General features: G+C 45.2%; 15 protein-coding genes. 14 read left to right on the top strand and 1 reads right to left on the bottom strand.

The window, feature by feature from the left end:
- Positions 1-32: 32 nt before the first annotated feature.
- The 5 genes from DC345_RS19390 (at position 33) to cydC (ending at position 7,207) form a co-directional block, all read left to right on the top strand.
- Positions 33-569 carry a TlpA family protein disulfide reductase gene (locus DC345_RS19390; protein ID WP_309304339.1) on the top strand — a complete coding sequence of 179 codons (537 nt, stop codon included), beginning with the start codon at positions 33-35 and terminating at the stop codon, positions 567-569.
- Positions 570-1,200: 631 nt separating this feature from the next.
- A complete protein-coding gene (locus tag DC345_RS19385; protein ID WP_113054463.1) occupies positions 1,201-2,565 on the top strand; it encodes a cytochrome ubiquinol oxidase subunit I in 1,365 nt (454 codons plus the stop codon).
- Positions 2,562-3,575: a cytochrome d ubiquinol oxidase subunit II gene (locus DC345_RS19380; protein WP_063562783.1), complete on the top strand. Its 1,014-nt coding sequence runs from the start codon at positions 2,562-2,564 to the stop codon at positions 3,573-3,575. The genes DC345_RS19385 and DC345_RS19380 overlap by 4 nt, the downstream gene beginning before the upstream one ends.
- 63 nt (positions 3,576-3,638) lie before the next feature.
- Positions 3,639-5,477: a thiol reductant ABC exporter subunit CydD gene (gene cydD / locus DC345_RS19375; RefSeq protein WP_113054462.1), complete on the top strand. Its 1,839-nt coding sequence runs from the start codon at positions 3,639-3,641 to the stop codon at positions 5,475-5,477.
- Positions 5,474-7,207: a thiol reductant ABC exporter subunit CydC gene (gene cydC / locus DC345_RS19370; RefSeq protein WP_113054461.1), complete on the top strand. Its 1,734-nt coding sequence runs from the start codon at positions 5,474-5,476 to the stop codon at positions 7,205-7,207. The genes cydD and cydC overlap by 4 nt, the downstream gene beginning before the upstream one ends.
- Before the next feature lie 192 nt (positions 7,208-7,399).
- On the opposite strand, the gene DC345_RS19365 is transcribed toward cydC, so the two are convergent.
- The gene (locus DC345_RS19365; RefSeq protein ID WP_113054460.1) at positions 7,400-7,879 is read right to left on the bottom strand and encodes an immunoglobulin domain-containing protein; all 480 of its coding nucleotides are present in this window, start codon (positions 7,877-7,879) and stop codon (positions 7,400-7,402) included.
- Positions 7,880-8,772: 893 nt separating this feature from the next.
- On the opposite strand from DC345_RS19365, the gene DC345_RS19360 reads away from it, so the two are divergent.
- The 9 genes from DC345_RS19360 (at position 8,773) to ald (ending at position 19,062) form a co-directional block, all read left to right on the top strand.
- The gene (locus DC345_RS19360) at positions 8,773-10,011 is read left to right on the top strand and encodes a saccharopine dehydrogenase family protein (RefSeq protein WP_091001908.1); all 1,239 of its coding nucleotides are present in this window, start codon (positions 8,773-8,775) and stop codon (positions 10,009-10,011) included.
- Between the two features lies 1 nt (position 10,012).
- The gene (gene nspC, locus DC345_RS19355; RefSeq protein ID WP_113054459.1) at positions 10,013-11,140 is read left to right on the top strand and encodes a carboxynorspermidine decarboxylase; all 1,128 of its coding nucleotides are present in this window, start codon (positions 10,013-10,015) and stop codon (positions 11,138-11,140) included.
- 249 nt (positions 11,141-11,389) lie between these two features.
- Positions 11,390-11,689, top strand: a complete 300-nt coding sequence (locus tag DC345_RS19350; RefSeq protein WP_113054458.1) for a MerR family transcriptional regulator — start codon at positions 11,390-11,392, stop codon at positions 11,687-11,689.
- A 108-nt stretch (positions 11,690-11,797) separates the two neighbouring features.
- On the top strand, positions 11,798-13,447 hold the full coding sequence (locus DC345_RS19345) for an amidohydrolase (RefSeq protein WP_113054457.1): 1,650 nt from the start codon (positions 11,798-11,800) through the stop codon (positions 13,445-13,447).
- Positions 13,448-13,494: 47 nt separating this feature from the next.
- The gene (locus DC345_RS19340) at positions 13,495-14,757 is read left to right on the top strand and encodes an MFS transporter (protein WP_113054456.1); all 1,263 of its coding nucleotides are present in this window, start codon (positions 13,495-13,497) and stop codon (positions 14,755-14,757) included.
- Positions 14,754-15,533, top strand: a complete 780-nt coding sequence (locus DC345_RS19335) for a GntR family transcriptional regulator (protein ID WP_113054455.1) — start codon at positions 14,754-14,756, stop codon at positions 15,531-15,533. Before DC345_RS19340 ends, DC345_RS19335 begins: the two co-directional genes overlap by 4 nt.
- A gap of 157 nt (positions 15,534-15,690) precedes the next feature.
- Positions 15,691-17,109, top strand: a complete 1,419-nt coding sequence (locus tag DC345_RS19330) for an aldehyde dehydrogenase family protein (protein ID WP_181586650.1) — start codon at positions 15,691-15,693, stop codon at positions 17,107-17,109.
- Positions 17,110-17,140: 31 nt separating this feature from the next.
- Entirely contained in the window at positions 17,141-17,896 is a 756-nt protein-coding gene (locus tag DC345_RS19325) for a sulfite exporter TauE/SafE family protein (protein ID WP_113054453.1), read from the top strand.
- Positions 17,897-17,925: 29 nt separating this feature from the next.
- Positions 17,926-19,062, top strand: a complete 1,137-nt coding sequence (gene ald / locus DC345_RS19320; RefSeq protein ID WP_113054452.1) for an alanine dehydrogenase — start codon at positions 17,926-17,928, stop codon at positions 19,060-19,062.
- The last annotated feature ends 15 nt before the right edge of the window (positions 19,063-19,077 follow it).

Here is a 19,077-nt window from a genome sequence, read left to right as displayed (position 1 = left end):
AGGTGAATTTATTGAAAAAAAATAGTGCTAAAATGAATTCGAAAATGAGAAGTTTGATAACTATCCTGATTGGAATGGCTGCTGTGTTGGCCGCTGTGTGGGCAATTTACCAGGGGACTTCATCATCCGAGCCCAAACGAACCGGTACTATTGAAGCAGGTGTAATTGCTCCTGAATTCACTGCGGTTAATTCAGAGGGAGAACAGGTCAAGCTCTCCGATTATCGGGGCAAAGTCGTCATGATTAACTTCTGGGCTTCATGGTGCACGCCCTGTGTGAGGGAAATGCCAATGATTAATCAGATCGCTCAGACGTATCAAAACGATGTAGAGACCCTGTTTGTCAACGTGGGGGAAGCGAAGGGCACCATTCGAGAATTCATGGAGAAACAGCAATTCGATTTCCCTTTTATCATTGATGTGACCGGAAAGGTCTCCAGCCTGTATCGCATCACCGGGTTGCCAGCGACCTTAATCATAGATCAGGAGGGTATATTCAGTCACATTCTGCTCGGTGAGTTGACCAAGGATACTCCTTTGCAGCAATGGCTGGAGGATACCGTACAGTAATAGAATTGAAGCTATGCAGATTTATGAACAAAAAGAAGTGGAGAAGTCGCTCGCTATACGAGCGGCTTCTTTTGTTTTACTTGTAAGATGCTATCAGAATCCGGGCAACCGCGAACGGTTTTCCAGAACATCTTGCATGCATAGTAGAATTTAAAATTGCAATACCACGGTTGTGCCTAATGAATCAATAGCCCCTTTGGGTGTTTTTTACGCTTTTCACCGAGTTGTCAGAAAGAGTTGATCCTTTCTTGAACATTTAGGGACGAAGACGTGTCAGTGATTGAATTGCTAATTCACAAAGATATAATAATTTTAACTATTAGGTCCTGTTAAGTACTTTGGCTCTTCCGTATCAGGTAAAACATTGCTCGCCAAACCGTGCTAAGTCCAGTAACGATGTGTATCAATACACAATGATGGTGTGGTAAAGCTCCTTCGTCTCATACTTTGTGAAAAAATTCTCTTTGTACATACAACGATGGAGGAACGCTTTATAGATAGACCCTGAACCAGTCTAGTGGGGTTTCTATCAACCTGATAAAAAACGTAGTCCGAGGGCTGACTGACCTAATAATTAAAAGATTCAAATCAGTACGAAAATCGAACAGAGTTTGAAAGGAGGCAGTAAACAATGGCAATCGATACGGTGATGTGGAGCAAGCTGGTGACAGGCATGACGCTGGGCTTCCACGCTATTTTTGCGACGCTAGGCGTCGGCGTACCCTTAATGATCGCAATTGCAGAGTTCATGGGAATTCGCAAGAAGGACCCCCATTACACACTGATGGCGAAGAGGTGGTCAAGAGGGTTTGTCATTTCTGTGGCGGTTGGTGTGGTGACAGGTACAGCGATTTCACTGCAGCTGGCCCTGGTGTGGCCGAATTTTATGAAACTGGCAGGCAATGTCATAGCACTCCCACTATTCATGGAAGTGTTTGCGTTCTTTTTTGAAGCCATCTTCTTGGGCATTTATTTGTATACGTGGGATCGATTCAAAAATCCATACATCCACTGGCTGCTGACGATTCCCATCGTCACCGGTGCAGGTATGTCGGCTGTGTTTATTACGACGGTGAACGGCTTCATGAACCAGCCTGGAGGCTTTGTCATGGAAGCAGGCCAATTCACAGCGGTTAACCCGGTGCAGGCGATGCTGAATACGGCGACATTCTCCAAGGTGTTTCATGTATTAAGCTCGGCCTATTTGACAGGAGCTGCCCTGTTAGCCGGAATTGCAGCCTTTGCAATGCTGAGAAAAGGAGCATCCGCCTACCACAAAAAAGCCTTGAATCTCATGATGGCGGTGGTTCTGCTGTTCGGCTTACTGAACACATTAGCGGGAGATGTGTCCGCCAAATTTCTGGCCGAGCATCAGCCGGAGAAACTTGCAGCTGCGGAATGGCATTTTGAGACGGAGAGCGGCGCAGATTTGATTTTATTGGGATGGCTGAATGCAGAGCATGAAATTATAGGAGCCCTCCACCTGCCGAAACTGCTCAGCTTCCTGGCCTTTAGTGACTTTAATGCCGAGGTAACCGGACTGGAGGAATTTCCGGAGGACGAATGGCCGCCACTGCTCGTTCACTACCTGTTTGATTTAATGGCGGGAATCGGATTTACGCTGCTGGCTATCTCGGTTCTGTACTTCCTGTTTGTGTTCTGGAAAAAGCGCAATGAGCTGAACAAGTGGCTGCTTGGGATCATAGCGCTGGGTGCTCCAATGGCTTTTCTCGGGGTTGAGCTGGGTTGGTTCTATGCTGAACTGGGACGACAACCTTGGATTATCCGGGGATATATGCGTGTGGAGGAAGCCGCCACTTCATCACCCAACATCAGAATGATCTTTTTCTTCTTCCTGCTCCTCTACATCGTTCTGGGAGTGATGTGTGTTCTCGTATTAAGACGTTTATTCAACAATAATCCGGCAGAAGTCGAGATGGAGAAATGGATGAAGGAGAAGCGCAATCAGTCTACAGAAAAGGGTGAGCGTACATGAGTTACGAACTGATTGGCATTTCGGTACTCTGGCTGTTCTTGTATGGCTATTTGATTGTAGCCTCCATTGATTTTGGGGCGGGTTTCTTTGCCTTTTACGCACGCTTGACGAAGCAGGATCACCTGATTAATCGTCTGATCTCCCGTTATTTATCACCGGTATGGGAGATTACGAATGTATTTTTTGTCTTTTTCTATATTGGCATCGTCGGATTCTTTCCCGACACAGCTTATTATTACGGATCAGCGCTGCTCGTACCGGGAAGCATTGCGGTCATTTTACTCGCTATTCGGGGGTCGTTTTATGCCTTTGAGAACTATGGCTCCAAAAATAACATCGTGTATCTGTTTCTTTATGGAGCTTCGGGATTGCTGATTCCCGCTTCGCTATCAGTGGCGCTAACGCTGTCTGAAGGTGGTTTTATTGTGAAGCAGGGTTCGACGGTTTCTCTGGATTACTGGACGCTGTTTACCAATCCGTTATCCTGGAGCATCGTTGGACTGGCAATTGTATCCGTATTGTTCATTAGCAGCTCTTTTCTGGCCTTCTATGCGTCGCGGGCAGAGGATCACTCTGCATTGAAGCTGGTGCGAACCTATGCCCTGTTCTGGAGCACACCGACGATTATCATCGCACTGACTGCATTTATTTATTTGGGACAGCACAATGAGCGACATTTTCAAAATATGATGGATTTATGGTGGCTGCTTGCGCTTTCTGTTGCCTTCTTCATGATTGCGATGTGGCTGATCTATAACGGCCGCCGCTACGGATTAGCGTTTATATGTATCATGCTGCAATTTTTCTGTGCCTTTTTCGCTTACGGGATTGGTCAATATCCTTATATCCTTGATCCGTTCATTACAATTCAAAATAGTGTGACCTCACCAGCGATGGGCTTCGCACTGGTAGTTGTGTTTATCGGTGGCATGTGTATGTTGATTCCTTCCTTGATTCTGGTTTTCAAACTGTTTCTGTTTGATGCGGATTATGTTAAGGGAAAAAAATAATTAAATGCAGTATGTGACATAAGGGAGTAATCTCACAGGTTCATAGAAAGGAGGAGAGTTTGCATGAAGAGGAAAACAAGCTTGATCTCTCAACAAATGTCTGGGCAGCGAAAACGTCTCGTGCTCCTTGCAGTGATTTCACTTGCGCTGGGTGCAGCAACTGTAAGTCAGGCTGCGCTGCTTGCTGAAGCAGTGCAACGGATTTTCGTGGAGCAGGCCTCCCTTTCGTCGGTCGTCATACTGCTAGGGATACTCTTGGCTGTCATGGTCGTACGTACGGGGTTGTCTTATGGGAACGGAAAAGTTGGTTTGCATATGGCTTCCAGTGCGAAGAAGAATATGCGCGCAGCCGTGCTGCAAAACTTGACCCATGCATCGATACCATCAACCCTTCGTGGACAAACAGGCGGAAAGGTCAGTGTTGCTCTGGATGCTGTGGATGAGGCTGACAGTTATTTCAGTCAGTATATGCCGCGTATGATGGAGGCTGCCATCATTCCAATTCTGATTTTGGTGGTAACGTTTATGCAGCATGCCAATTCAGGCTTCATTATGCTGTTTACGGCACCGTTTATCCCCTTGTTCATGATTTTGGTGGGACTGAAAACGAAGAACAAATCAGAGGAGAAATATGCGCAGCTGGCCGAGTTCTCCGGTACGTTTCTGGACTCTCTTCAAGGGCTGGTTTCGTTGAAAATATTTGGACGGGCTCATCGTCAGCAGCAGGAGATTGAACGCACCAGCCTGGGATATCGGGATGCCACGATGGGCATTTTGCGGATTGCATTTACCAATACGTTCATGCTGGAATCGATCGTAATGCTAAGCATCGGTATCGTGGCTCTTGAACTGGCAATCCAGCTGCTTGTATTCAAATCGATGTCGTTCCACACCGCGTTTCTAGTGTTGCTTCTCGTTCCCGAGTTCTACAGTCTGTTGAAAAATACGGGAACGGCTTTTCACAGCGGGCGAACAAGTATGGGAGCAGTTCGTAAGGTAGAGCAGATGCTTGAGGAAACAGCTGGGGAGAGTAAATCGGCAGATGGCAAAGAAGGATCAGGTACATCCAATGGAATTGACGAGGTCGATAACATGGATCGGATGGAAAGGGAGAACGGGATAGGGACATTGCAAATGGACCGTTCCAATGGAAGTTCCATGCCGCCGTCCATAATATTGAACCATCTCCAATTTCGATATGCGCCAGAATCATTCGAGCTTGAGACGGGTCGAGCACAGCTTGATCCGAGAGAACACATTGCCATTGTCGGCAAAAGTGGCTCAGGGAAAACGACGTTACTCCATCTTATTGCGGGTTTGCTGAAGCCAACATCAGGAGAGGTTCTGGTAAACGGACAGCAGCTATCCAAATATGATGAGGCTGCATGGTTCGAACAGATTAGCTACATTACACAGCATCCGTATATTTTTGCAGGTACATTTGCTGAGAACATTGCGATTGGTGCGGGGCAGAACGTGTCCAGAACTGAAATCGAGCAGGCGGCAGAGGATGCCGGGCTTGCCGAACTTGTTGCTCAACTGGAGCATGGCTTCGATACCTTGGTTGGTGAAGGAGGTCGGGGGCTGTCTGGTGGGGAAAAGCAACGAGTTGCCTTGGCGCGTGCTTTTTTGAAGCGGCCATCCATCATATTGTTTGATGAACCCACGGTAGGACTGGATCTGCGCACAGAGCAGATATTGCAACGTTCTATTGCCACATTGGCAGACACGGCCACGATGATTACGGTGGCTCACCGGTTATATACGATTCAACATGCCGACCGCATATTGTTTATGGACCAAGGTGTGTTATTGGATACGGGACGCCATGAAGAGCTTATGGCGCGTTTACCCCAGTATGCCGAGATGATTGACGTTCAACGAAAGGGGGGCTTAGCATGAATGAGCTAGCGATCTTGTCCAAAGCCATGATTCAGGAGCGCAAGGATATCATTTTTTCCATTCTTGGTGGGTTTATTGCAGGGATTGCAGGAGTGGCTCTCTTCTCGGCGAGCGGGTATCTGATTTCGCAAACGGTATTTGCGCCACCGCTGTACACCTTAATTGTACTCACTTCGCTGGTCAAGCTGCTTGGACTGCTTCGGGCGGCGAGCCGTTACGGAGAGCGTTTGTATTCCCACCGGGCGACGTTCTCCATGCTTAGCCGTTTGCGTACATCCTTTTTTGCCCGACTCATTCCTTTGACGCCGGGTATATTGAACAAAAAGCGAAGCGGGGACCTGCTAGCCCGCATTGTTGGGGATGTGGAGAGCCTGCAACATTATTTTTTGCGCGTCGCTTATCCACCGATTATTGTTGTTATGGTCTTTTTGGCGACAGTGTTGTTTACTTCTTCTTTTTCATTATGGATTGTAGTTTTGTTTGTAGTAGGTATGCTCACAACGACATTGGTTGTACCTGGAATAGTTTTGCTTGGGCAGCGGAAAATACATGGACACGTTCGCGAACAGCGGGCGCTGCTTTCCACAGAAGTCACCGAAGTATTGTATGGGTTCCGGGATTTGAAAGTGTACGGACAACTGACTCATCGGGAGCAGCAGCTGCAGCAGGCTTCTGCTGCGTTAACGGTCCACCAGCAACGGGCTGCCGGTAACCTGCTGCGCGGGCAATCTATGCATGCTTTGGTTACATTCCTTATTTCCTGGGGCGTGCTGACACTTGGTGCTTATCTGATTATCGATGGAGCGCTTGCTGGCGTGTTTCTTGCAATGCTGGTTATGGCCTCGCTAACCGTATTCGAAGAGGCTGCTGCAATGGCGACATTGCCCTTGTATAAGCAGGATAGCGAACACGCAGCCAAACGATTGACGGAAACCATACAGACCTCCGATAGGCAGGCTGTGTCTACACGGCAAGAAGGAGCGTTATCTGGCAATCAGGCTGTTTCTCTTGATCTCACCGATGTTACGTTTCAATATGAAGGGGAGTGGAGACCGGCGTTAAAGGACATTACGCTCCATATTTTACCCGGCTCCAAAACGGCGATTGTCGGACCGAGCGGATCAGGCAAATCAACGATTATTGAATTGCTGTTAAAACTGCGTACACCTACAACAGGGGAGATCCGATTAAATGACGTTTCGGTGAAGGAACTGGATGAGGTGAGTATTTGGCAGACGGCTAATGTTGTGTTGCAGCAAAGTCATTTCTTCCGGGGAACGATCCGGGATAACCTTTTGTTGAATGATGAAGAACATTCGGATGAACAACTGGTAGATATCCTGGAAAAAGTACAGCTGCCCAATACATCATTGACCGATGTAGTATATGAAAAAGGGGAAAACCTGTCGGACGGCGAGAAGCAGAGGCTGGCTCTCGCACGGGCCATGCTTCGCAAGGGACGGTTATGGCTTCTCGACGAACCTACTTCTTCAATGGATTACGTTACAGAAGAACGTGTGATGAAATATCTCTACGCACAAGCGGCAGAGGATACGCTTCTTTTGATCTGTCATCGGCTTACCGGCCTGGAAGAGATGGATCGGATTGTGGTAATGGAACAGGGAAGGGTAGTGGAAGCAGGCTCCTTTGCGGAGTTAATGGAGCAAAAAGGTTATTTTTATGAGATGAAGAAGATCGAGCGGCAGTTGATTGGAGAAGTTGGAGTATAGAGAGTAAGATATACACAGATACGAATGAAAGAGTATGCGTCATTGCAGTTTAAACATTCTCCATACTAAAAATACACTCGCACACATTTACGCTGTGTGGAGTGTATTTTTAGTTTAAGACCCTATAAGAATGAGGGAAGTTCAATTAAATTATGCTTCGATTAAACAGTTTGTGCTTTAATACAATAGACCTTAATGACCTCCTGTATTGGAAGCCCAGACAGGATACCAGCCTGCACTCGGTGTTTCTGTATTGTACAGCACCAAATTGCCGTCGTTTTGAACGATAAGCACGTTACCTCTGAGGTTGGGTGGCAGATTGTCCGCACCATAGTACGATGTAGACCATGCCTTGTTGTCTGACGTCCAGTAAGGTGTGTTTTGGGGATCCTGGAGCACTAGTTTTCCACTCCAATAATCAATCTTGAAATGATTTATTCTCGTGTCACTGGTCTTGGTGTTCCATAACATCGTGCGTGTGCGGTTATCCCAGAGCTGTAGGTCGCCGTAGACGCTGTATTGCAGTGAAAACCTGACGTTGTTGGATACGAGTGGAATCGAATTGTTATACATGATGTCATAAATGAGGCGGTCTCCAGCCGCAGATGCTGATGGAGCGATGGAAAGCAAAAACATGAAAATTGTAGCAAATAGCATAACGGCTTTTTTCATAAGATCCTCTTTTCTGGGATATATTTTAAATGACATACCAAATATATCATATCTCTCTATCAAAAATGTATAAAATTTCAAGTTGAAAGAAAATATTTTCGGACATACTTTATTTTTCATAACTTCGTGTAACAATTTATCTTCGATATAATAAAATAAAGGATTATTCTACCTAATCAACTTGTTTTAGGGTAATCCAACTTCCATGTTACACATCGTTATCGCTGTCATGTCAGTTTAAAAATTGAGGAATAGCTGGAGACATTAGGAAGAAACGCTTAAAGATTTGACATTATAATCAGATATGCCTAAGAGCGAAATGTGTGTTCCAAAATGATGAATAAATAAATTTTTAGAGATCGCTTGATTTTTTTTTATGTATCTGATATTGTAAGACCTGTGATTTTGGAAAGCAGATATATCAACATGAATCAGGTCTTTCCAGCAGATAATTTTTGACCACTTCTCTTAAGGAAGTTAAGGCCATACGGACAGCCGGGTCAAACGCCGATTGGCAACTTATGTTGCCTTATTGATTGAGTTAAAAGCTCAAATTTTATAAGTTGGTTACTTTACAACCAGTGCATCTGCACATCAACTTGTGAAACGGTCAATAAGAGTGGTAAAGGCGAATTATTTGCTATATAGACTCTGATCTGATATTGATATACATGAAGAAGCTTTCCGCTAGAGGAGTTCTTTTGAACTTTTTTAGTTATGGAAACTTTGCGTCTTTTTAATGATGTATATCGACAAGCAAGTGTGATGATGCGCGTTTGGGGCATTTTTCACCTTGCTTTTTTTGTTGGTTCAGAACGGGCGACAAGTTGAAAAATGAGAAAAATAATGAAGTTAATTTAAAAAAAATTCATATTGGGTTAGGAGAATGGAAAATGGGAAAAGCACTAATCATCGGCGCCGGCGGCGTAGCTTCAGTAGCAGTTCATAAATGCGTTCAAAACAGCGAAGTATTTGAGGAAATCTGCATCGCAAGTCGTACGAAATCCAAATGTGACGATCTTAAAGCCAAGCTGGACGGCGGTAAAACAAAAATTACGACAGCTCAAGTGGATGCCGACAACGTTGACGAACTGATCGCTCTGATCAACGAAGTTAAACCGGATATCGTCATGAACCTGGCATTGCCTTACCAGGACCTGACAATCATGGATGCATGCCTTGCAACGAAAACGAACTACATGGATACAGCGAACTATGAGCCGGAAGATACGGCAAAATTCGAATACAAATGGCAATGGGATTACAAAGAGCGTTTTGAAAAAGCGGGAATTACAGCTCTGCTTGGCAGTGGATTTGACCCAGGTGTTACTGGTGTATTCTCTGCTTATGCCCTGAAGCATTACTTTGACGAAATTGAATATATTGACATTCTGGACTGCAACGGTGGGGATCACGGCTATCCGTTCGCAACCAACTTCAACCCTGAAATCAACATCCGCGAAGTTTCGGCTAACGGTAGATACTGGGAAAAAGGTGAATGGATCGAAACAAAACCAATGGAAATTAAACGTGTCTATGACTTCAAAGAAGTTGGCGAGAAAGACATGTATCTTCTTTATCATGAAGAGCTGGAGTCCCTGGCTAAAAACATGCCTGGTCTGAAACGCATTCGTTTCTTCATGACATTTGGTCAAAGCTACCTTACGCACTTGAAAGCACTTGAAAATGTTGGCATGACTTCGATCGAACCTATCGAATACGAAGGCAAACAAATCATTCCGCTGCAATTCCTGAAGGCGGTACTGCCAGATCCGGCGTCCCTTGGACCACGTACTGTGGGCAAAACGAACATCGGCTGCATTTTCAAAGGTAAAAAAGACGGCAAAGACAAAACGTACTACGTGTACAACATCTGCGATCACCAAGAATGCTACAAAGAAGTTGGTTCCCAAGCCATCTCTTACACAACAGGTGTTCCAGCTATGATTGGTGCAGCAATGGTGATGACAGGCAAATGGAACAAACCAGGCGTATACAACGTTGAAGAGTTCAACCCAGATCCATTCATGGAAGAGTTGAACAAATGGGGTCTCCCATGGGTTGAAGATTTCAATCCGGTACTCGTTGACGAATTGCCAGAAGAAGTCAAAGAATCGGAGCTTGTTCGTTAAGATGCGGTTTGAGCAATTACCGACGCCATGTTTTGTTGTTGACGAAGGACTTATCGAAAGAAATCTCAAAATTCTGAACGGTGTCATGCAACGTACAGGAGCCAAAATCGTGCTGGCTCAGAAAGCATTTTCCATGACCACCATGTATCCGCTCATTGGAGAATATCTGAGCGGTGCAACGGCAAGCGGGCTGTATGAAGCCCGCCTCGGTCATGAGGAGATGGGCAAAGAGAACCACGTCTTTGCCCCAGCTTATCGCGAAGATGAGATCGATGAAATTCTTTCGATTACCGATCATATTATTTTCAATTCATTCTCCCAACTGGAGAAATTCAAGGGCAAAGCGCTTCAGGCTGATCGAAAAGTAGGCCTGCGTATTAACCCTGAATGCTCGACTCAGGAGGGGCATGAGATTTACGATCCATGCTCTCCTGGTTCGAGGTTCGGTGCTAAGCATGAAGATTTCCGCGCGGAGCTGTTGGAAGGCGTTTCCGGACTGCATTTCCATACCTTGTGCCAGCAAAATTCAGACGATCTGGAAACAACGCTGAATGCGGTAGAAGAGAAGTTTGGTCAATGGCTGCCACAAATGGAATGGATCAACTTCGGCGGTGGACACCACATCACACGCGAGGATTACGACATTGCAAGATTGGAAGCCTGCATCAAACGTATGCAGGAGAAATATGGCCTGGAAGTATATCTGGAGCCGGGCGAAGCGGTTGCGCTGAACGCGGGCTTCCTGGTGACTTCTGTGCTCGATTTCCACAAGAACGGTATGGACATTGCTATTCTTGATACCTCGGCAACATGTCATATGCCGGACGTGCTTGAAATGCCGTATCGCCCGCCGCTTATCGGTTCGGGCGAAGCGGGAGAAAAACCTCACCTGTATCGTCTGGGTGGACAAACTTGCCTGTCGGGTGATGTGATCGGCGATTATTCGTTTGACCAACCGCTCAAAACGGGGGACAGATTAGTATTTGAGGACATGGCGATCTACTCCATGGTCAAAACCAATACATTTAATGGCATGCCGCTGCCAGCCATCGCAGTGAAAAGAAAAGATGGCGATTGCGAAGTGGTTCGCGAGTTCGGCTATCAGGACTTCAAAATGAGATTGGCTTAAACAGTATACAGTTGAATACACAACCGGATTCCTCATTAAGAGGAATCCGGTTTTTTTATTTCCGCCAATTTTCATCATCCAATCCTCCTAACCAAATCCAAGGCTCAAAATCCTCTATGAAGGCAATAATTTTAAGTTTTTATTGTTTTCTAAATCAGACTATGTACAACATGCTCACCGAGATGTAATAATGAATAACAAATTTATGTTAGTTAAACTTACACATATTACAAGTGAGGTGAGATATTAATGGTAGAAGACAAGGACAATTATAAAGAGAGAAAGGTGATTACCATCGGAACCGTTTGCGATTTGACAGGTTTATCAGCCAGAAAAATTCGATATTACGAGGAACGGGGGCTGATCTTTCCCGAAAGATCAACTACAGGGAATCGAAAATATTCATTCAAGGATATTGAGATGCTTATGGAAATCGCGAATCATTTAGAGGATGGATTTAGAACGTTCGATATCAAGCAAGATCAGAAAAAGAAAAACAGTGTTAGATTATATAACACATATACGGACAACAAGAACGATTTTTTTTAAGATAACTGTAGTATCAGTTGTAATGACATCACTACATGATGACAAGAGAAGGTACTAAAACAGCAGGGGAAAGAGAGTACATCATTCATTCGCAAGGGGGCAGTCAAAATGAAAAACGTGGATTTACTAATCACCAATGCAAATATCATCACGTTGGACAGTAAAAATCAAATTGCAGGGTCGGTCGCTGTAAGCAAGGGCAGAATCAGCGGTATTTGGAGCCAGCCGGAGCCGCCTTTAGATGAGTTGAACATGACAGCACAAACCAGAGTGATGAATTTAAGAGGCGCAACGGTCATTCCGGGGTTTATCGAAACGCATAATCATATCCTGGCATGTGCCTACTTAAAGGGGAACGTGGATTGCAGCAGTCCCCTAAATGCCACGATTCAGGATATTTTACATGCGATCGAAGAGAAAGTAGACAGCACGTCTGCTGGAGAGTGGATACAGGGCCATAGTTACGATGATACATCCCTGGCTGACAACCGTCATCCAACCCGTATGGATCTGGATCAGGTTGCTCCGAATCACCCCGTCTACATTACACATATTAGCGGTCATATTGCCGTTGCCAATTCCAGGGCGTTTGAGCTAGCAGGCATTGATGCTGAACAGATTGGTGATAATCCCCATTTTGGCAGTGATATTTCGGGCAGATTAAACGGGGTCCTGTATGAAGCTCCTGCGATGAATGCTTTTCAATCGGTACTTCCGGTAATGGATAAGTCCACTTTTCTGGAACGAGTGGGGGAAGCATCTCAAGATTACGTCGCGCAAGGCATTACTACGAACACGGATGCGGGTGTGTGGGATCAGGAGAGTCTCGACATTATACTCGAAGCGGCGAAAAGCGGCATTACCCCTATGCGATTACAGCTTATGATTATGAATTCTTTATTAACGGAGCAGGGCGTATTTTCAAATTACACTGCAAGTGAGTTGGCACAGGAAATCCAGAAGCGCTCCAATGGAAGAGCTCGTCTGGACAGTGCCAAATTGTTTCAGGATGGGTCAATACAAGGGTTGACTGGTGCTCTGAGAGAACCTTATTACTGCAACGATGAAGTGTATGGAGATCTATTCTTTGAGCAGGCCGCTCTGAACGAAATTATTTCCAGCTTGCACAAACGAGGATTTCGAATTGCTATTCACGGCAACGGCGACCGGGCCATTGGCTCAATTTTGGAAGGTTTTAAATTTGCATTGCAACAATCGCCACGAATGGACCATCGCCACCGGATTGAGCATGTGCAAATGGCGACGAACGAAGATTTGGACAAAATGGCGGAGTTGAACGTAGCGGGTTCATTTTTCATCAATCATGTCTATTATTGGGGCCAACGTCATGAGCAGATTTTTCTGGGTCCCGAACGCGCGAGAAGAATAAGTCCTTTGAAAGATGCGGTAGATCGTAACCTGTTGTTCACCCTTCATTCAGATTGTCCTGTAACACCGATTTCTCCTTTATTCTTAATATGGGCTGCAGTGAACCGTCAAACCAGAGAAGGTGACATATTGGGACATGAGCAAAAAGTCGATGTGATTACGGCCTTGAAAGCAATGACAATCGACGGAGCCGTATTGAATTTTCAGGAGAAGGATTCCGGAAGCATTGAGATTGGAAAATTTGCGGATTTCGCAGTGTTGGATAAGGATCTAACAGCAGTCAATCCACTGGAGATTAAAGATATAGAAGTTTTGTATACCATCATTGATGGTGTAGTCGAATACGAGAACAAGATTGTAAGGGTTTAGAAGTGACAGTGTAAACGAAACGTCTATAATAGAAGGAGGAACATGCTTTGAGCAGAGCTGGAGCGTTGAAACATACCAAAATGATCATTTTTCTGCTGTTTATCGGAAATTTGTTTTCTGCATTTGATCGGTTTGTCATCAACTTCGGGGTTGTGCAAATTTCTGATGAATTTCAGCTGAGCGCTTCAGCCAGCGGTTTGATGTTAAGTATCTTTTTCTTGGGATATGCTCTCATGCAGATTCCGGGTGGCTGGCTTTCGGACCGATTTGGAGAAAAAATTATTTTATTCATTTCAATTATTGGTTTTTCCATATTTACGGGTTTAACAGCCATAGCCTGGTCTTTTGCCTCTCTGCTAGTTATCCGTTTTCTTTTTGGTCTGGCAGAGGGAAGTTTCTTCCCAGCAGGTTCCAAATTGATCTCAACCAGTATTGATGAAAATAGACGTTCTCGCGCCATGTCGATTTTTCTTTCCGCGCTAACCGTAGCAGGTGTCATCGCACCTATTCTCACAACAACGATGCTTGTGCAATTTGGCTGGCGGACCATGTTTTTAATTATCGGGACATGTGGACTGTGCATTGCCTTATTGTACTGGATTTTCTTAAAACCAAGCGTCTTGAAGCAACAAGTCACGAACAATGTCCTTCCCATCAAACAAGAAGGGCCTCAAGCCAAGGGTAATATTAAGGCTTTGTTGCGAACACCAATGATTTGGAGTTTGATGATCGCATCGTTCGGTTACGGCTTTATCAGTTGGGGCACATCTTCGTGGATGCCTACGTATCTGGTGAATGAACGTGGCATCAGTCTATCTTCATTGGGCATTTTGCAAATGATTCCGGCAGTGTCAGGTATTGTTTTCTTCCTGATTGCCGGAGCTGTTATGGACAAAGTAAAAGGTGGACAAGAGAAATGGTTCGGTGCATTTAGCGGTATTGCGCTGGCTGTAACAGTATATTTAATGTTTCACGCGGCATCGGTTACAGGTGTAATCATATACCAATCGATTATGCCTATATTCTCTGCCTTCCTGTCAGTTATCATTTTCAGCCTTCCCATTAAGCGTTTGCCTGAAGAGACGATTGGCTCTGCCGTTGGGCTGGTAAATATAGGGTCACAGATCGCGGGATTTGCGGCACCTGTAGGGATGGGACTTATCATTGACTTTTTTGACGGGTCCTATAATGGTGCCGTCTGGTTATTGAGTGCTTTTGGTATCCTTATATTCCTGGCTTTCCTGGGCCTACAATCCAGCCAGAAACGATTGATCATTCCAGAATTGGCGAAAGGAGTGAGTGAACATTGATTGATAACAAAAGTAAACTCCCTTATTATACGCAATTGAAAGAATGGATTTTGCATCAGATTGATACTGAAATATTAAAAAAAGGGGAGAAAATTCCTTCGGAAATGGATTTGGCACAGCAGCATGGTATTAGTCGCCCCACAGTACGACAAGCCATTGGTGAGCTTGTGCAAGAAGGTTATCTCATCAAAAAGAGAGGTTTGGGAACATTCGTTTCCTCACCAATTATCACTGGAAACGCAAATGTATTTACGACGTTTGCCGAGGGAATGCGTGCAAGTGGTTTGACGGATCAGGCAAAGCTGATTCATGGCCAGATTATTCAGGCATCTGACAACCTTGCGGAAGAACTCTCGATAATTCCAGGAAGCAATGTGTTTAAAATCGTGCGCCTTCGTCTGGCTAATGATGAACCGCTTGCTATTCGAACTTCATTTATCCCTTGCCAGCTCTATCCGGGCTTATTGGAGGAAGATCTCGAAGGGGTGCCTTTATATGATTTATTGCAGCGTAAAGGTCATGTCGCCATGGGCTCTTCTCAATCCTTTCAGGCTGTTGGGGCATTAGCCGAGGAAGCTGAGCTTTTGCAAGTGGACACAGGAACGCCAATGATTTTATGGAATGGTGTAGCGCATAACGAAAGAAATGTGCCGATTGAGAAGTATAAAGCTTTATATTTGGGTTCAAGATTCCGCTTTACGATTGAGCAAGTTGGAAAAAACCAGGCTGGGTCAATGCATGAGGAATTGATGCCTATTGGACCGATCCACTTTTAGTAGGAAAAGTGAGGAGCGCAGATGCTCTTCACTTTTTTAATTTCTCTTAAAAAACATGTCAGAAAATCTAACGTAATTAAACAAAATCAATTCGTTATATCTTATGATGAATTCATCAAGTAGTTGTAAATACATCCTTACAAGTGGGAGAGATGACATGACAAGTACATTCATGCAACAGGAAAAACTGGTTTCAATTAACCCATCCACCAAGCAAGTGCTAGCTGAATTTCCATTGATGAACAAGGTTGAAATTGAGGAATCCATTGCCGCAGCTGCCGCAGCTCAAAAAAATTGGCGTAAAGTACCTGCACCCGTGAGAGGAGAACTGTTGCTAAAGATAGCTCAATTGCTCGAGGACCGAGCAGAAGAATGGGGTCTTCTGGTAACGACAGAAGTGGGGAAATGCCTGCGGGATGGCGTAGCTGAGATCCATCGCAGTATTTCGTTTCTCCGTTTCTTCGCAGGAGAAGGTTACCGCATGACTGGCGAGACCATCCCTTCCAGACAAGCCGGCGTGTTCGCTTATACCAAACAACAACCTCTGGGGACTGTAGGTGTCATCACACCATGGAATGTTCCTCTAGCGATTCCGATTTGGAAAATGGCGCCCGCATTGGTCGCAGGCAATAGCATTGTGTGGAAGCCTGCACCGCAGTCTCTAATGATCTCCCAAAAATTTATGTCTTTGTTGGAAGAAGCGGGTGTGCCGAAAAATGTAGTCACCATGCTGATTGCCGATGGTCCTCTGGTCAGTGAAACATTTGCAGCGGATGAACAGATCAAGGCGGTTACGTTTACAGGCTCGACGAGGACAGGACAAACGATTCATCAGGTATTGGCGCCGCGAGGCGTTCGTTTTCAGGCGGAGATGGGCGGTAAAAATCCATTTATCATTATGCCGGATGCGGATATCAAGCAGGCTTGTCTGGATATTGTGTCAGGTGGTTTATTGGACGCGGGACAGCGTTGCACTGCAACAAGTCGTATTTTTGTCCATGATTCGATATATGAAACGTTCCGCGATCACATGATTGCAACGTTAAATAATGTAACCTTGGGTCTGCCGACAGATGAATCATCAATAATTGGCCCGGTAGTGGATCAACGGCAATACGATACCATCCGCTCGTATGTTGAGATAGCAAAATCAGAGGGTGCAACTCTCATATATGGTGAGGATGAACCAGAAGAAGAATGGGCGCAAGGTGGCTTTTTCATCAAACCCAAGCTGTTTGATCATGTTACACAGCAGATGACGATTGCGAATGAAGAAATCTTCGGCCCCGTATTGGCGCTAATTCAATTCTCCGATTTTGAGGATTGCCTAAAACAGTCCAATGCCATTGAATACGGATTATCTTCAACAATTTACACAAGAGATATTGCTACGGCCATGAAGTATACAGATGAGATTGAGTCTGGGTTGGTTCATATTAATATGCCTTCGACTTATAGCGAACCCCATATGCCATTTGGTGGGATCAAAGCAACAGGCATTGGCGGTTTCCGTGAACAGGGAAGTCATGCTATCAAATTCTTTACGGAATGGAAAACCGTCTATGTACGTACTTGAATCGAAGGAACGTATAAGGAGCTGAGAAGGAATGGGCGCAGGTTTAGTAGGAATTCTCATTCTCTTCGCGGTACTTAGCGGTCTTGCCAAAGTAGGGTTTGGTTTTGGGGCCGGCATGATATTAAATCCAATTCTTACGTTGTTCGTTTCTTCTGCCACAGCGACGACGCTGTTGGCTCCCATTCTGTGGTTTAGCAATTTTACAGGTGCAAGAGTGCATCGCGCATCGATTCAGTGGAGGTTAATTGCCAGAATGCTGCCGATGGCTTTAATAGGTACACTCTTCGGGAGTATCATCCTGGCCTACGTAGCTGATCATATTCTGAAACCAGCCATTGGTATTAGTGCAATCGTTATGGGAGTCATGCTCATTGCAAGTCGTAAAAAGAAAGATACGGTAACAAGTGGTGAAACAGCTAGTAACAGCACCCCAAAAAGGATTCTTTATCAGCTAGGCGCATTTGCATCCGGATTTGTTGGCGCAGCGGCGAACTCGGGTGGTTTGCCATTAATCGTATTATTTCTCCATGATTCATCATTCTCCAAAAAACAGTTTACGGCAAATATTGCCATGCTGCTGGCCGTTATGGACTCCATTAAAATCCTGACTTATTTGGCTCTCGGAACCCTATCCATTCAAAATCTGCTGCTTGTACTGTTATTTATTCCTTTTATATATGCAGGTGGTTTTGCAGGCAAACGACTTAATGAAAAAATATCGGAAAAGTCATTTTTAATCGTAGTCCATTCCATCATTTTTATTACAGGTATTCTATTATTGTATTAAATACAAATTGAATCGGGAGTGTGTGAGACATGATTATAGGCGTACCGAAAGAAATCAAAAACAACGAAAACCGGGTAGCGATAACCCCGGCAGGCGTCTTGTCATTTGTGAATGCCGGACACGAGGTACAGATCGAAGATGGCGCTGGGCTGGGCAGCGGGATTAGCAATGACGCATATGTTCAGGCGGGCGCGACGATTGTTTCATCAGCAGCGGAGGCCTGGTCAGCGGAGATGGTTATGAAGGTGAAAGAGCCTCAACAAGAGGAATTCATTTATTTTCGCAAAAATTTGATTTTATTTACGTATTTGCATCTTGCGGCTGAATCGGCATTGACCCATAAGCTTATGGAGAAAAAAGTGACAGCTATCGCCTATGAAACCATTCAGCTTGACAATGGCTCCTTGCCACTCTTAACACCGATGAGTGAGGTCGCTGGAAGAATGTCCGTTCAAGTCGGAATTCACTCTCTGGAGAAGTTCCAAGGTGGAAAAGGTGTGCTCATTAGCGGTGTTCCCGGAGTAAAACCTGCGAATGTGGTTATTATTGGTGGCGGAGTTGTCGGAACAAACGCAGCGAAGATGGCGGTTGGGTTGGGTGCTAATGTGACGATTCTTGACGTCAATCCGGAGCGGCTCAGACAGCTCGATGATCTGTTTGAAGGACGCGTGCAAACCGTTATCTCGGATCGTTTCCACATTGCTGAGGAGGTCAAGAAAGCGGATCTGCTCATCGGTGCTGTACTGATTCCGGGTGCCAGAGCTCCTCAACTCGTGACAGAAAGCATGATTAAGGAGATGGAGCCCGGCTCTGTAGTCGTCGATGTTGCGATTGACCAGGGCGGTTCCATTGAAACCGTTGACCATACAACCACCCACGATCAGCCTACTTATGTGAAGCATGGAGTAATACATTATTCTGTGGCCAACATGCCGGGAGCTGTCGCAAGAACGGCGACCTACGCTTTAACGAATGCAACAGGTCAATATGGGCTGTTTATTGCAAACCAGGGATTTGAACAAGCAGTGTTGAACAATCCGGCAGTAGCAAAAGGGGTTAACACGTTTAAGGGCGAGGTCACATTCCAAGCTGTAGCACAAGCCATGAATTTACCATTTACACCTCTTGAAACGTTGGTCACAAAAGAAGTCGTTGCAGTTTCTTAATTCATACCGGGGGAG

It is taken from the genome of Paenibacillus taichungensis (genome assembly GCF_003287275.1).
GTDB lineage: Bacteria > Bacillota > Bacilli > Paenibacillales > Paenibacillaceae > Paenibacillus > Paenibacillus taichungensis_A.
This window is presented reverse-complemented; position numbering and strand designations above follow the sequence as displayed.

Coding starts and splice junctions, on each gene's coding strand:
- DC345_RS19380 (WP_063562783.1), top strand. CDS start 2,562: ATGAGTTACGAACTGATTGGCATTTCGGTACTCTGGCTGTTCTTGTAT.
- DC345_RS19385 (WP_113054463.1), top strand. CDS start 1,201: ATGGCAATCGATACGGTGATGTGGAGCAAGCTGGTGACAGGCATGACG.
- DC345_RS19345 (WP_113054457.1), top strand. CDS start 11,798: ATGAAAAACGTGGATTTACTAATCACCAATGCAAATATCATCACGTTG.
- DC345_RS19325 (WP_113054453.1), top strand. CDS start 17,141: ATGGGCGCAGGTTTAGTAGGAATTCTCATTCTCTTCGCGGTACTTAGC.
- ald (WP_113054452.1), top strand. CDS start 17,926: ATGATTATAGGCGTACCGAAAGAAATCAAAAACAACGAAAACCGGGTA.
- DC345_RS19360 (WP_091001908.1), top strand. CDS start 8,773: ATGGGAAAAGCACTAATCATCGGCGCCGGCGGCGTAGCTTCAGTAGCA.
- cydD (WP_113054462.1), top strand. CDS start 3,639: ATGAAGAGGAAAACAAGCTTGATCTCTCAACAAATGTCTGGGCAGCGA.
- DC345_RS19330 (WP_181586650.1), top strand. CDS start 15,691: ATGACAAGTACATTCATGCAACAGGAAAAACTGGTTTCAATTAACCCA.
- cydC (WP_113054461.1), top strand. CDS start 5,474: ATGAATGAGCTAGCGATCTTGTCCAAAGCCATGATTCAGGAGCGCAAG.
- DC345_RS19365 (WP_113054460.1), bottom strand. CDS start 7,879: ATGAAAAAAGCCGTTATGCTATTTGCTACAATTTTCATGTTTTTGCTT.
- DC345_RS19350 (WP_113054458.1), top strand. CDS start 11,390: ATGGTAGAAGACAAGGACAATTATAAAGAGAGAAAGGTGATTACCATC.
- nspC (WP_113054459.1), top strand. CDS start 10,013: ATGCGGTTTGAGCAATTACCGACGCCATGTTTTGTTGTTGACGAAGGA.
- DC345_RS19390 (WP_309304339.1), top strand. CDS start 33: ATGAATTCGAAAATGAGAAGTTTGATAACTATCCTGATTGGAATGGCT.